Annotated in this window: 12 protein-coding genes; 10 read left to right on the top strand and 2 right to left on the bottom strand. The window is 70.4% G+C overall.

What is annotated here, in order from left to right:
- The first annotated feature begins 7 nt into the window (after positions 1-7).
- The 6 genes from nadA (at position 8) to GGR12_RS14320 (ending at position 5,075) form a co-directional block, all read left to right on the top strand.
- Positions 8-1,087, top strand: coding sequence for a quinolinate synthase NadA (gene nadA, locus GGR12_RS14345; RefSeq protein WP_183205139.1), 1,080 nt, complete (start codon positions 8-10; stop codon positions 1,085-1,087).
- A complete protein-coding gene (locus GGR12_RS14340; RefSeq protein WP_183205138.1) occupies positions 1,088-1,288 on the top strand; it encodes a hypothetical protein in 201 nt (66 codons plus the stop codon).
- Positions 1,289-1,403: 115 nt separating this feature from the next.
- Positions 1,404-2,249: a metalloprotease gene (locus GGR12_RS14335; protein ID WP_183205137.1), complete on the top strand. Its 846-nt coding sequence runs from the start codon at positions 1,404-1,406 to the stop codon at positions 2,247-2,249.
- Positions 2,246-3,760, top strand: coding sequence for an L-aspartate oxidase (locus GGR12_RS14330; protein WP_183205136.1), 1,515 nt, complete (start codon positions 2,246-2,248; stop codon positions 3,758-3,760). Before GGR12_RS14335 ends, GGR12_RS14330 begins: the two co-directional genes overlap by 4 nt.
- 178 nt (positions 3,761-3,938) lie before the next feature.
- A complete protein-coding gene (nadC, locus tag GGR12_RS14325; RefSeq protein WP_183205135.1) occupies positions 3,939-4,784 on the top strand; it encodes a carboxylating nicotinate-nucleotide diphosphorylase in 846 nt (281 codons plus the stop codon).
- A 75-nt stretch (positions 4,785-4,859) separates the two neighbouring features.
- Complete coding sequence (locus GGR12_RS14320) at positions 4,860-5,075, top strand: hypothetical protein (RefSeq protein WP_183205134.1); 216 nt, start codon at positions 4,860-4,862, stop codon at positions 5,073-5,075.
- 3 nt (positions 5,076-5,078) lie between these two features.
- Here the strand turns inward: GGR12_RS14320 and GGR12_RS14315 are convergent, their stop codons facing one another.
- The gene (locus tag GGR12_RS14315) at positions 5,079-6,083 is read right to left on the bottom strand and encodes a cell wall hydrolase (protein WP_343053276.1); all 1,005 of its coding nucleotides are present in this window, start codon (positions 6,081-6,083) and stop codon (positions 5,079-5,081) included.
- A gap of 519 nt (positions 6,084-6,602) precedes the next feature.
- On the opposite strand from GGR12_RS14315, the gene GGR12_RS14310 reads away from it, so the two are divergent.
- On the top strand, positions 6,603-6,788 hold the full coding sequence (locus tag GGR12_RS14310; protein ID WP_183205133.1) for a hypothetical protein: 186 nt from the start codon (positions 6,603-6,605) through the stop codon (positions 6,786-6,788).
- A 165-nt stretch (positions 6,789-6,953) separates the two neighbouring features.
- Complete coding sequence (locus GGR12_RS14305) at positions 6,954-7,316, top strand: DUF6481 family protein (RefSeq protein WP_183205132.1); 363 nt, start codon at positions 6,954-6,956, stop codon at positions 7,314-7,316.
- 25 nt (positions 7,317-7,341) lie between these two features.
- Here the strand turns inward: GGR12_RS14305 and GGR12_RS14300 are convergent, their stop codons facing one another.
- Entirely contained in the window at positions 7,342-11,385 is a 4,044-nt protein-coding gene (locus tag GGR12_RS14300) for a PAS domain S-box protein (RefSeq protein WP_246328939.1), read from the bottom strand.
- Positions 11,386-11,554: 169 nt separating this feature from the next.
- On the opposite strand from GGR12_RS14300, the gene GGR12_RS14295 reads away from it, so the two are divergent.
- Both GGR12_RS14295 and GGR12_RS14290 read left to right on the top strand, forming a co-directional pair.
- On the top strand, positions 11,555-12,034 hold the full coding sequence (locus tag GGR12_RS14295; protein WP_183205131.1) for a Dps family protein: 480 nt from the start codon (positions 11,555-11,557) through the stop codon (positions 12,032-12,034).
- A 227-nt stretch (positions 12,035-12,261) separates the two neighbouring features.
- Entirely contained in the window at positions 12,262-13,353 is a 1,092-nt protein-coding gene (locus tag GGR12_RS14290) for a cell wall hydrolase (protein WP_183205130.1), read from the top strand.
- The last annotated feature ends 108 nt before the right edge of the window (positions 13,354-13,461 follow it).

Here is a 13,461-nt window from a genome sequence, read left to right as displayed (position 1 = left end):
GAGTGAGATGGCTGACGGCGCGTTTGGGTTGACGAAGGAACTGGAGCGGGAGACCGCGTCGGTGTGGGCCAAGGTCCGCGACCACGTCACGCCGATGGAATGGCCCGCGCAGGCCGCCCTGATCCACGAGATCAACCAGCTGAAGCGCGAGCGCGACGCGGTGATCCTGGCCCACAATTATATGACGCCCGAGATCTTCCACGGCGTCGGCGACTATGTCGGCGACAGCCTGGGCCTGGCCAAGGAAGCGGCGCGGTCGAAGGCGAAGGTGATCGTCCAGGCGGGCGTGCACTTCATGGCCGAGACCTCGAAGATCCTGAGCCCCGAGAAGACGGTGCTGATCCCCGACCTGCGCGCCGGCTGCTCGCTGGCCGCGTCGATCACGGGCGCGGACGTGCGCCTGATCAAGCAGCGCTATCCCGGCCTGCCGGTGGTGACCTATGTGAACACCACGGCCGACGTGAAGGCCGAGACCGACATCTGCTGCACCAGCGCCAACGCCGTGCAGGTGGTGGAATGGGCGGCGAAGGAATGGGGCGTCGACCGCGTCATCCTGATCCCCGACGAGTTCCTGGCGCGCAACGTGGCGGCGCAGACCAATGTCGGCATCATCGCCTGGAAGGGCCGCTGCGAGGTGCACGAACGCTTCACGGCCGACGACATCGCCGACATGCGCGCGGCCTATCCCGGCGCGGAAATCCTGGCCCACCCGGAATGCCCGGAAGACGTGCTGGCGGCCTCGGACTTCGCCGGTTCGACCGCGGCGATGATCGACCATGTGACGGCCCGCAAGCCGAAGCAGGTGGTGATGATCACCGAATGCTCGATGGCCTCGAACGTGGCCGGCGACGTGCCGGGCGTGCAGTTCATCGGCCCGTGCAACCTGTGCCCGCACATGAAGCGGATCACGCTGCAGAACATCCGCGACTGCCTGGTCCACATGCAATACGAGGTGACTGTGCCCGAAGATGTGGCGGAACGCGGCCGACTCGCGGTCCAACGTATGGTGGAGCTTCCGCCCCCGGCGGTCCCCGCGCGCTATGACCTGTTCAAGGCGCGCCATCATGTGGATGTGGAGTTGATCTGAGTGGTTCGGGTTTGGCGCGTTCCCTTCGGCTATCTGATCCTGATCTGGCGCGCCCGGACGCGGTGGGTGGCCTACAAGCCCGCCACCGACCTGAGACGGATCTACGAGACTTTGGCGCGCAAGGGCGTGCCGAAGAACCTGACGCGCGCGGCCCTTGTTCGGGCCAATCCGGCAGAGGCCCGCGCGTACAACCTGGACTGAGATCCATGCATTACGTCGCGCCCGTCCGCGCCGTCGCCACCGTAGACAAGAAGACCCTGCGGCTTCTCGCCGTACTGGCCTTGTGGCTGCGAACCGAAAAGGCCACGTCGAAGGCATGAGCGAAACCGACACCCCCCGCCGTCCCGGTCCCTGGGACATCCAGCCTGCGGAACCCGCAGCGCCCGCGCCGGCGGAGCCCGCGCGCGTCGCGGAGCCGCCGCTGGACAAAGGGCAGAGCCCGCTGTGGGCGATCATCTCGACCCTGCTGCTGGGCGGCATGCTGTACTGGTTCACCGGCAGCCTGGTGATGGTGATCGCCGTGCTGTTCGGCCTTTTCGTGCACGAGTACGGGCACGTGCTGGCGATGAACCGTCTGGGGATGGGGCCCGCGCGCATCTACATCATCCCGTTCCTGGGCGGCCTGGCCAAGGGCCAGCGCATGCCGGCCAGCGAGTGGCATGGCGTGCTGGTGTCGCTGGCGGGGCCCGCGTTCGGCCTGCTGGCGGCGATTCCGTTCCTGGCCCTGTTCCTGTGGGACGGGGACCGCGGCTGGCTGCAGGGCGTGCTGGCCGTGGGCCTGTTGAACCTGGTCAACCTGGCGCCGGCGCCCCCGCTGGACGGCTCGAAGGCGCTGGGCCCCGTGCTGGCGCGTATCCACCCGATGGTCGAGAAGGCGGCGCTGCTGCTGATCGGCGCGTTGGTGGTCGTCTGGGGCTTTTCCAACGGCAGCCTGCTGTTCGCCGGCTTCCTCACGATCGCCCTGATCGGGCACCTGCGTCGCGGCGCGTGGCGTCCGGAGGGCCGTCAGCTGACCTGGGGCGAGGCCGGCAAATCGACGGGCCTGTTCGTCCTGACGGCGATCGCCTGCGCCGGCGTGCTGTTGCTCGGAATCATGCCCGGCGCCGGATCGCTGGAAAACGCGCTCGCGGGCGGGCTCCGCTTCTTTGAGTTCGGGCGGTGACACGCATCCACCATGACGGGCCGCTGATCATCGGCGGCGGGCTGGCGGGCCTGTCGGCCGCGCTGGAGGCCGCGCCGAAACCGACGCTGGTGGTGACGCCGGCGCCGCTGCTGCAGGCCTGTTCGTCCGCCTGGGCGCAGGGCGGGGTGGCGGCGGCCTTGTCGGCCGACGACGGCGCCGAACTGCACGCCGCGGATACGGCGGCGGCGGGCGCAGGTCTGGTCGAAACCGATGTCACGCGGGCGCTGACCGCCGACGGGCGCGAGACGGTGGAGTGGCTGGCGTCGCTGGGCGCGCCGTTCGACCGCGACGCCGACGGCGGCTTCGCCGTGAGCCTGGAAGCGGCGCACTCGCGGGCCCGGGTGGCGCGGGTCGGCGGCGACGGCGCGGGGCGGGCGATCCTGTCGGCCCTGGTCGCATCGGTGCGGGCCGCGCCGCATATCGAGGTGTGGGAAGACGCGCGGCTGCGCGGCCTGCTGCAGGACAAGATCGGCCGGGTGCGCGGCGCGCTGATCGAGCGCGACGGGCGGATGGTCGAGGTGCTGGCGCCCGCCGTGGTGCTGGCCACCGGCGGCGCGGGCGGTCTGTTCGCCCGGACGACGACGCCGGCCAGCCTGCTGGGCGAAGGGATGGCGCTGGCCTACCAGGCCGGGGCGGAGATCCTGGATCCCGAGTTCGTGCAGTTCCATCCGACCGCGATCGACGTCGGCCTCGATCCGATGCCGCTGGCGACCGAAGCCCTGCGGGGCGAGGGCGCGCGGCTGATCGACAGCGCCGGCAACCTGCTGCTGGGCCCGGCGAAGGACGCCGATCTTCAGGCGCGGGACGTGGTGGCGCGGGCGGTGCATCAGGCGCGGGCCGATGGGCGCGGCGCCTATCTGGACGCGCGGGCGGCGGTGGGGGCGCATTTCCCCGAAGAGTTTCCGGCGGTGTTCGCCGCCTGCATGCGGGCCGGGCTGGACCCGCGCGAGACGCCGATCCCGGTTGCGCCGGGCGCGCACTATCACATGGGCGGGATCGCCGCGGACGCCGATGGGCGGACCAGCCTGGCGGGCCTGTTCGCGGTCGGCGAATGCGCCGCGACGGGCGTGCACGGCGCCAACCGGCTGGCCTCGAATTCGCTGCTGGAGGCCGCGGCCTTCGGGCGGCGGACGGGACGGGCGGCGGCTGCGGAGCGGGGCGGCGAGCGCGCTGTGACCACGCCGCGTATCGCGCCAGACCTGGCCCCCGAAGCGCTGCGCACCCTGCGGATGACGATGAGCGACGATGTCGGCGTCACGCGCGACGCCGTGGGCCTGACCCGCGCGCTGGCGACGATCGACCGGCTGGAGCGCGAGGCGCCCGGCGCCCTTCCGCTGGTCGCGGCGCGGCTGATCACGGCGGCGGCGCTGGAGCGGCGCGAGAGCCGCGGCGGCCACTACCGCGCCGACTGGCCCGAAACCGAAGCAAGCGCCCGCCACACCCGCTTCCGCCGTCCGGACCTGCCGGCGGCGATCCTGGCGGCGGAATGAATCGGGCGTTGCGATCCTCCCCCATCGGGGGAGGGGGACCGCGAAGCGGTGGAGGGGGAGCCCTCCGCCGTTTGGTCGGTCACGTCGTGCAATCCGCCGGAGCCTGTCCGGGCCTGGCCCCCTCCACCACGCTGCGCGTGGTCCCCCTCCCCCGACGGGGGAGGAACTGGTGATGCAAATGATCCGACGACTTCCCGACCTGCTGATCGAGCCGGTCGTTCGCCTGGCCCTGACCGAGGATCTGGGCCGGACGGGCGATGTGACGGCCCAGGCCTGCATTCCCGAGGGCGCGCGGATGCGGGCGGTGTTCGCGGCGCGTAAGGCCGGGGTGCTGGCCGGGATCGACTGCGTACGGCTGGCCGTGCTGGCGATGGATCCGGCGGCGAAGGTGGAGCTGAAGCTGCGAGACGGCGACGCCTTCGAGGCCGGGGCCGTGCTGGCCGAGGTGGAGGCCGACGCGCGGGCCTTCCTGGCCGCCGAGCGGACGGCGCTGAACCTGCTGGGCCGGCTGTGCGGGATCGCGACGCTGACGCGGGCCTATGTGGACGCCGTGGCCGGGACGAAGGCGCGGATCGCCGACACCCGCAAGACGACGCCGGGCCTGCGGGCGCTGGAGAAGCACGCGGTGCTGTGCGGCGGCGGGATGAACCATCGCTTCGGCCTGGATGACGCGATCCTGATCAAGGACAACCACGTGGCCGTCTGCGGCGGCGTGGGCGAGGCCGTGCGACGCGCGAAGGCGGCGGCCGGCCACCTGATGAAGGTCGAGGTCGAGGTCGACGGGCTGGATCAGCTGGACGAGGCCCTGGCCGAGGCGCCGGACGTGATCATGCTGGATAATTTCACACTGGATATGCTGCGCGAGGCCGTGGCCCGGACGGCGGGGCGGGTGACGCTGGAGGCCTCGGGCGGGGTCAATCTGGAGACGGTGCGCGGCATCGCGGAGACCGGCGTGGACGTGATTTCCGTGGGCGCGCTGACGCACTCGGCGCCGTCGCTGGATATCGGCCTGGACGCCCGCTGAGGCGGGGTCGGCGAACGAAACTACGGAACGACCCCGGCGCGGATCGGTTTTCTTCGGGCACTGAAGGAGACCCCGATGACCCACGCGCCCCGCATTCCGAAGGAACAGCGCAGCTACGCCGACCGCGGCCGCAAGCCGATCGACGAGGCGGTGGCCACCGATCGCCGCGACCTGGCGACCGGCGCCCAGTCAGGGCAGCCGGGCGACGCCGACGTCAATCTGGACACCCAGGGACGGTTCGGAAATCTGAGACAGAACCTGACCACCCACTGGAAGGTGCAGGACCGCTGACGATCAGGCGGCGGGCGCGGCGGCCGGTTCGGCTGCGGGCGCGACATCCGCCTGGGCCGGCGTGATGGCCGGAGCGGGCGGCGCCGACGGCTGGTCGGCGGGCGCGGCGCGGCCTTCTTGCGCCAGCAGCAGATTGTAGGCGACGGCCCCGGCCTCGCGCACCGGGCCGGTCGGATCGAGGCTGGCCTGGATCAGGCGCGGCGCATCGGCGTCGACCGACGGGCGGGCGGCGTAGGAGAAAGCGCCGCGCGAGCCCGAACGGCCGCCGAAGCGGTAGAACACATGATCGCCGACCTGGCTGACGCGGATCAGCGAGGAACGCCACTGCGGCGAGACGCCGGTGGTGTGGAAGTGGGTGGCGTTGCCGACACCGGCGTAGACATTGCCCGACAGGGCCGCCGAGGCGACTTCGCGGGCGCGATCCCAGGCGGCGCGATTGACGCGGCCGCGCATGGAGCCGTCGCAGGTGAAGCTGAACTGGCAACCGGTGCGGCGACCGGCGCCCTGGAAGACGACGCTGCAGACGCTCTTGGGGAAGGCCGGGTGGCGGACGCGGTTCAGCACCACCTGGGCCACTGCGCGCATGCCGTCGCGGCCTTCGCCGCGGGCTTCGTAATAGGCGGCCTGGGTCAGGCAATCGAGGTCGCGCGACGCGTCGAGCGCGCCGCCCAGACGGAAGGGCTGGGCCGCCGGCGTGGTCAGGTTGACCTGGCGCAGACCTCCCTGGTTCATATCGGCGCCGCGCAGCTGCTCGAGGCGGGCCGTCAGCATCTCGGACTGACGGTCGCGCTGGGCCGAGCCGGCGACGGTGTAGGGGTCGTGGCGACGGGCGATGGCCAGGGCGCTCTCGTCGAGCCCGCCCGCGGCGGCCGCCAGCGCTTCCTCAGTGAATCCCGCCGCCGTCGCGCCCTCGATGCGCTCAGCCTGGGTGCGAACCGTCGAAGCCCTGGCCGCAGCGCCGCCCAGATAGGCGCCGCCGACCGCCAGTCCCACCAGTGCGCCGAACACCGCCGCCGCCGTCACGGGCCGGAAAGGCGCACCGCGGTCGGCAGAATGGGTCGCACGCGACTGCGAGGGGTTCGACAAAGGCTCTGTCCTGTTCGGCAGGGCGCAATGCCGCCCCCGGGTAGTCACGCCGTGATCTCTGCAGGAAGCGGACCAGCGGCGGCAGTCTCAACGCCCGGCGGATATGGCCGAGCTGTCGTTGGCGGCCTTAAGCCAGCGGTTTATGGCGCCAATGTGGTCGATTCGCAAGAATCGGGCTCATTCGAGCATCAAAGGTTAACGCTCGTGTATGTCTGTGATTTCACAGGGTTGGTTAGAAAGGATCGGATCAGTCGATGACGGAAGTACTGTCCTGATATCGAAATCTGATCCGAACCGGCCGCAATTTCATGCGGAGTGCGACTGAGGTGGTGCGGCGTTGTAGTCTTCGCAAGGGAGGCGGGGCGACTGGACACTTTGCCGCGCTGACCGGAACCGGGTCGGCCATGGTGACGTTTCAGCGCCTCTACAGGAGGTAAGAAAATGAAAAGCTTCACCGTCGCTCTCGCCGTCACCACCCTCGCCCTGGGCGCCGCCGCCTGCGGCCACACCATCGAACAGAAGGCCGCCACGGGCGCCGTCGCCGGCGCCGTCGTGGGCGGACCGGTCGGAGCCGCCGTCGGCGGGGCCGCCGGCGCCGCTGTCGGCCACGCCGAAAAACCGAACTGAAGTGACACACTCGTGAGGGCGCGGCAGCCGTCGCGCCCTCGCAATCTTGCTTTTCGCGCCTAAATGGGGTTAGCCGACCCGCCCGGGGCCTGAGCGCCGATCGCGCCCTCCGCCGCTACGCTTTATCTAACCCACATTCGATCCAGGGATACGACGACTCCTCGCATGAGAGATCTGAAACAAACCGGCTTCACCGATCGCCTTTCCGCCCAGCAGGACGCCAAGAAGGCCCTGCTGGCCAAGTTCAAGCCGAAGGCGGCCGCCCCAGACCCGGAATTCGAAAAGCTGGCCGCCAAGCGCGCCGCTGACAAGGAAGCCCTGCGCCAGCAGCACGAGCTGGCCAAGGCCGAGCAGCGCCGCGAGAAGGCCGAGAAGGAAGCCGCCAAGCTGGCTGCCCAGCAGGCCGCACAGGACGAGGTGGACGCCGAGAAGCGCGCCGCCCGCAAGGAGCGCAAGGCTCTGTCCAAGGAAGAGCAGAAGGCCGCGCGCGACGCCCGCTACGCCGCCCGCAAGGCGCGCCAGCGCTGATCGCCTGACGCCGGGCCGGGGGCGGTCAGTCCCCGGCGTCTGCCGGCGTCTCGCCCAGGGCCTCGGCCAGTTGCTCGCGCGAGTACGGTTTGCGCAGGAACGGCCAGGGTGCCTTCGACAGCGCCTCGTCGACATCCTCGCCCGCATAGCCTGACGTGAGCACGATGCGCATGTCGGGCCACTGGCGGGCGCTTTCGCGCGCCAGTTCGATCCCCGTCATGCCGCCGGGCATGACCACGTCGCTCAGCATCACGTCGAATGCCTCGATGGCGAGCACCTCAAGGGCCTGGCGGGCCGTGTCGACCAGGCTGACCTCCATACCCATCGACTCCAGCAGCTCCAGCGCCACGGCGGCGACCCAGGGGTCGTCCTCGACCAGCAGCAGGCGACGGCCGGCGACGCTGGCGTCGAGCTTCATCCGCGCCGGATCGATGGCCAGATCCACGCTGCGGTCGATCGGCGGCAGGTAGAGGCGGATCTCCGTGCCCTTGCCCTGGGTGGAGGCGACGCGCACGCCGCCGCCGCTCTGGCGGGCGAAGCCGTAGACCTGGCTGAGGCCCAGGCCCGTGCCCTTGCCGATGGCCTTGGTGGTGAAGAAGGGCTCGAAGACGCGGCCGACGACCTCGGGGGCCATGCCGGCGCCGTCGTCGGTGACGCTGACGCAGACGTAGTCGCCCGCCGCCAGCTCCGGCACCTCGCCGGTGCGCACAGTGCAGGCCGCGGTCTGGATGCTGATCAGGCCGTGGTCGCCGACGGCGTCGCGGGCGTTGACGACCAGATTGAGCAGGGCGGCCTCGAACTGGGCCGGGTCGACGCTGACACGAGCCCCGCCACGGCGCAGCTTCAGCTTGAACTCGACCGCCTCGCCGACGGCGCGGCGCAGCAGGGGTTCGCTTTCGCGGATCAGGGAGTTCAGGTCAGTGGGCTCGGGCCGCAGGGCCTGGCGGCGCGAGAAGGCGAGCAGCTGGTGGGTCAGGCCCTCGCCGCGGCGGGCGGCGGCCAGGGCGGCCTCGCCCAGTTTGCGCTGACGGGCCATGTCGCCGGGCGAGCGCAGCATCATGTCCAACGCGCCGATGACGACCGTCAGAAGGTTGTTGAAGTCGTGCGCGACGCCGCCGGTGAGGCGGCCGACGGCCTCCATGCGCTGGGCGTGCATGAGGTCGGCCTCGGCCTTGGCCTTTTCGGCGAGGGCGTCGCCGACGCGTTCCTCCAGCAGTTCGTTGATGCGCTTGAGGTCCTCCTCGGCCTTCTTGGCCTCGGTGACGTCGACATTGGCCCCGACATAGCCCTGGAACTGACCGGCCCCGTCGAAGCGGGGGATGCCTTCGCAGCGCAGCCAGCGCGGCCCCAGCGTCGGGTGATCCAGCTGCATGACGCGTTCGTAGCGGTCACGCTGTTCGACCGCGCGGACGAAGTCCTCGTGCGACTCCTCCAGATGGAAGGAGGTCACAGTCGTGCGCCAGCCGGTCTTCAGATCGCCGTCGCCGATGCCGAAGAAGGATTTGTAGCGCCGGTTGGCGAAGGCGACGTCGCCGTCGATGTCGGTCATCCAGATCTGCACGGGCGCGCTGTCGGCGACGGTGCGGAACCGGGTCTCGGACTCCATCAGCCGGGCCTGGGACTCGCGGATGTCGGTGACGTCGAAGGCCACGCCGACGAAGCCGATGACCTCGCCGTCGGCGCCGAAGCGGGGGCGCGAGAAGGATTTCAGCCAGCGGAACTCGCCGTCGTGGCGCTTGTAGCGGGCCTCCATCGAGAAAGGCTGGGCGGTGGCCTCGCCGGCGAGGGAGTCCTCGATGATGCGTTCGTGGTCGTCCGGGTGGATGACGTCGCGCCAGTCGGCGAGGCGAGCCTCTTCGTACGATCCGCCATTGTAGGCGACATAGGCCTGGTTGACGAAGGCGCGGGTGCGGTCCTGCTGCGTCACCCAGATCAGCACCGGGGCGGTGTCGGCGATGGCGCGGAAGCGCTCCTCGCTCTCGCGGACCTCGGCCTCGGCGCGGGTGCGCTCGATCTCGGTCCAGGTGCGGCCGGCGACCTCCTGAAGCAGCTCCGCCTCGGCGTCGGTCCAGTCGCGGACCCCGGAGGCGTGGACGTAGAGGAAGGCCCGCAGGCGGCCGCCGCGGATCAGCGGCGTGCGCATGAGGGCGCGGGTTTGGAGCCGGTCAAACACATCGAGCGCGTCGCGCGTGCGCGGGTCCTCGCGGACGTCCGGAATGCGGATGGTGCGGCCCGCGGCGAGGTCGTCGATGAGTTTTGCGCCCAGGTCCTCCAGCGAAAACTGACCCTGGGCGCTGACGACGCCGGCGGTCCAGTCGCGGCTCATCTCGACCTGGCCGCGCTCCTGATCGACCTCGCCATAGCCGACGCGGTCGGCGCCGAGCTCGGCCCCGAGGGCGCGTTCGACCTCTTCCATGATCTCTTCGGGAGAGCCGATGTCGCGCAGGGAGTCGGTGAGCCGCAGCAGGAAGGACTGGCGACGCTCCTGCCGGGCGACGGCGTCCATGGCCTCGCGCGTGTCGGTGACGTCGAACGACATGCCGACGTAGCCCATGAAGCCGCCCTCGGGGTCGAAGCGCGGGTTGACCGCGATCCGCATCCAGCGCCAGGCGCCGTCGACGCGGCGGAACCGGGCCTCGAAGCCGTAGGGAAGGTGGCGGGGGCGGGCGACCTGCTGGGCCTCGCTGACCAGGGCCAGATCGTCAGGATGGACGGCCTGACGCCAGGCGTGGCCGAGGATCTCGTCCGCCGACTGGCCGTAGAACTGGACGAGGGCCTCGTTGACGAATTCGACCTCGCCGTCCGAGTTGGTCAGCCAGACCGGGGAGGGCGCGGTGTCGGCCATCAGGCGGAAGCGGGTCTCGCTCTCGCGCAGTGCGGCCTCGGCGGCCTTGGCGCCCGAGATGTCGACGACGACGGCGATATAGCCCTCGACCGTTCCGCCGGCGCCGATCAGGGCGCGCAGGCTGAGGACGGTCCAGACGGTCGATCCGTCCGGCCGCACGTAGCGCTTCTCGAGCTGGGCGCCGCCCTGGCTGAGGGCCTCCTGCAGGGCCGCGCGGGTCGGCTCGACGTCGTCGGGATGGCTGACCATCGCGGTGGTCCGGCCGATGACGTCGTCGGGGCGCACGCCGAGGATTTCGGCGAAACGGGCGTTGGCGCTGAGGATCGAGCCGTCGAGGCCGACCCGGGCGATGCCGGCGGAGGCCTGGTCGACCATGGCCTGGAGCTGGGCTTCGCGCTCGCGCAGGGCGGCGTCGGCGGCGCGGGCTTCGGTGACGTCGGTGTTGACGCCGATCATGCCGCGATACTCGCCGCCAGGGCCGAACCGGGGACGCGCCTCGGTATGCAGGACGCGCCATGCGCCGTCGGCGCGCCGGAAGCGGGCGTCGATCTGGAAGGGCGCGGTCCGCTTGTTGGCGTCGATGGTGACAGTGGCGGCGCGTTCCAGATCGTCGGGATGCAGATAGGCGGCGAAGTCGAAGCCTTTCTCCGTCCCGGTGACGCCCCAGAACTGGCGCAGCTCCTGGTTCAGGTGGACGCAGCGCCCGTGTTCATCGCTCATCCAGAGCATGACCGGGGCCTGTTCGCTGATCACATGCAGCCGGCTTTCGGTATCGCTGACGCGGGCTGTCGTATGGCCCAGGGCGTCGATGGAGGCGTCGAGACGGCCGAGGGTCTTGCGGAGGGCGGCCGCCACCATGGCCGTGAACAGGCCGACGACGACGAAATTGACGGTCGCGACCCGACCCAGCGGCGTCCCGATCCCGACGCCCAGCGTATCGTGTCCGACGACGAGCCAGCCGCCGAACAGGCAGGCGAACAGGGCGGTGACGCCGGCGACGCGCCCGGCGGCCAGGGCGGCGACGATCACCGCCGGGAGCAGGATCATGAAGCCGGTGAGGTCGCCGTAGAAGGCGGACAGGACCTTGCGGACCAGCAGCATCGCGACCGCGCAGCCCAGCCCGATGAGGGCGGAGACCCACCACGATCGCTGACGCACCCGCGCCAGGCGCGTCACGCCGGCGTCGATGTCCAGGATTCTTCCAAGGACCGAATGTACGCCCATAACCCCCCACTCGCGCGAGCGCGAACAACAGGCAACGTATTGGCTTTGGTTGCGTTCCGCCACGCATGACAATCAGCTTCGCCGCAACACGGCGGGGTTGCGTCACGCTGCGTCCGACCTAACTGATTGGTCGAACCCCATCCATTTTCTCTGACCCGCAGGATTCCGCATGACCGTGACCATCGACACCGGCCTCAGCAAGACGGAGCGCACGGATGTGGCGCAGGAACTGACCAAGGTCCTGGCCGACAGCTTCGCCGTCTATCTGAAGACGCACGGCTATCACTGGAACGTCCGCGGGCCGGAGTTCTTCGGCTATCACAACCTGCTTGAGCAGCAGTACCGCGACATCTGGGCGGCGCTGGACGACATCGCCGAGCGCATCCGCGCCCTGGGCGTGCTGGCCCCGCAGAGCTTCTCGGGTTTCGGCAATCTGACCTCGATCAAGGACGGCGATCCCGAAAAGGAAGCCGGTCCGATGCTCAAGGAACTGCTGAAGGACCACGAGACCCTGATCGCCACGACCCGCAAGGCGTTCGAGGCCGCGGACGAGGCCGGGGACGAGGCGTCGGCCGATCTGATGACCCAACGGCTGGCGGCGCACGAGAAGTTCGCCTGGATGCTGCGCTCCACCCTTGGCGGGCGATAACCGTTCCTTCGGGGGCGGAAATGGCCCATTAGTGCGCCGGTGAGACGACCAAACGGTGCTTTTCGGCCAGAAAAGCGCCTGGCTTGAAAGGCATACGCTGGCCCCCGCACGGATTGCGAGGGCCCGGGAGCAGGACACTGGACGTCACGAACTGGACATGGGTGCGCAAGGAGGCGCGACGGCTTGCGGCCGCCGCGCCTGTTGCGTTGGCCGTGTTCGGCGTCGCCATGGCTGCGTCGTCGACCCCGCGCCCCGATATCGATCGCCGGGCGGAGGCCGTGCGCCAGCTGACGAAGGGCGATCTGTCCAACAAGGGGCTTGAGGCCATCGCCGGGCGGATGAGCGCCTCGGAACGGGCGATCGCCCTGCGCAACGATCCGAACCTGCGCGCCGCCGCCCTGTACGGCCTGACGCCGGGGTGGGAGAGCCTGACCCTGGCGGGCAAGCCGACGCTGGACTTCGGCGCGACCGGTCTGGACGCCATCAAGCTGAATTCGACCATTCCGACGGTGTCGGGCCAGCTGCGCGCGGCGCAGCCGTTTGCTTTCCGGCCGAAGACCGCCGAGGACCGGCGTCGCGCCCTGCGCTGCCTGACCCAGGCGATCTATTACGAGGCGGCGCTGGAGCCGACCGAGGGCCAGGAGGGCGTGGCCCAGGTGGTGCTGAATCGCGTGCGCGATCCGAACTACGCCAACAGCGTGTGCGGGGTGGTGTTCCAGGGCGCCGAACGGATCACCGGCTGCCAGTTCAGCTTCACCTGCGACGGCTCGCTGGGCCAGGCTCCCGTGGGCTGGGCCTGGGAGCGGGCGAAGCGCGTCGCCGAGCGGGCGCTGGCCGGCTATGTGGCCACGCGGGTGGGCACGGCGACCCACTATCACGCCGACTATGTGCATCCGTGGTGGGCGCCGACGCTGAACAAGCTGACCCAGATCGGCGCGCACATCTTCTATCGCTGGAAGGGCGTGTACGGGGAGCCGTCGGCCTTCCGGCAACCCTATTCGGGCCGCGAGCCCCTGATCGACGAGGCGCGGTTCGCCCGGCCGCGGATCCAGCTGCCGGTGACGCCGGAAGAGGCCGAGCTGGCGCTGGCCGAAGCCGCCGCCAACGGCCAGGGCGCGGTGCGGACGGTGGAGATCGACGGCCAGACCCGCGTCGTCGGCGTCCTGTCGCTGGGCGGACGGCGCCAGGCCACGCCGGAAGACATCGCGGCGATCAACCAGCGGATGGCGGCCTATGAGACGCCCGCGCCCGCGCCGGTGGTCGAAGCGCCCGGGGTGACCCCGATGGCGGTGGAGGAAGTCGGACGGCCCGCCTCCTGACGCCCGCCGCGCGACATGTGTTGCAACGCACCGGCCGCATCCGCATTAGAGTCCGTCCAATCCCGGGCGCGGCGCGCCGTTTGAAGGTTTGTGCGTGCCCGACTCCGC

Origin of the sequence: Brevundimonas lenta (genome assembly GCF_014196335.1) — a bacterium.
GTDB lineage: Bacteria > Pseudomonadota > Alphaproteobacteria > Caulobacterales > Caulobacteraceae > Brevundimonas > Brevundimonas lenta.
This window is presented reverse-complemented; position numbering and strand designations above follow the sequence as displayed.

What these genes read in the sequence shown, in the direction of transcription:
- GGR12_RS14295 (WP_183205131.1), top strand. Translation starts at nt 11,555, where the DNA reads ATGACCGTGACCATCGACACCGGCCTCAGCAAGACGGAGCGCACGGAT.
- GGR12_RS14310 (WP_183205133.1), top strand. Translation starts at nt 6,603, where the DNA reads ATGAAAAGCTTCACCGTCGCTCTCGCCGTCACCACCCTCGCCCTGGGC.
- nadA (WP_183205139.1), top strand. Translation starts at nt 8, where the DNA reads ATGGCTGACGGCGCGTTTGGGTTGACGAAGGAACTGGAGCGGGAGACC.
- nadC (WP_183205135.1), top strand. Translation starts at nt 3,939, where the DNA reads ATGATCCGACGACTTCCCGACCTGCTGATCGAGCCGGTCGTTCGCCTG.
- GGR12_RS14305 (WP_183205132.1), top strand. Translation starts at nt 6,954, where the DNA reads ATGAGAGATCTGAAACAAACCGGCTTCACCGATCGCCTTTCCGCCCAG.
- GGR12_RS14290 (WP_183205130.1), top strand. Translation starts at nt 12,262, where the DNA reads ATGGCTGCGTCGTCGACCCCGCGCCCCGATATCGATCGCCGGGCGGAG.
- GGR12_RS14320 (WP_183205134.1), top strand. Translation starts at nt 4,860, where the DNA reads ATGACCCACGCGCCCCGCATTCCGAAGGAACAGCGCAGCTACGCCGAC.
- GGR12_RS14300 (WP_246328939.1), bottom strand. Translation starts at nt 11,385, where the DNA reads ATGGGCGTACATTCGGTCCTTGGAAGAATCCTGGACATCGACGCCGGC.
- GGR12_RS14335 (WP_183205137.1), top strand. Translation starts at nt 1,404, where the DNA reads ATGAGCGAAACCGACACCCCCCGCCGTCCCGGTCCCTGGGACATCCAG.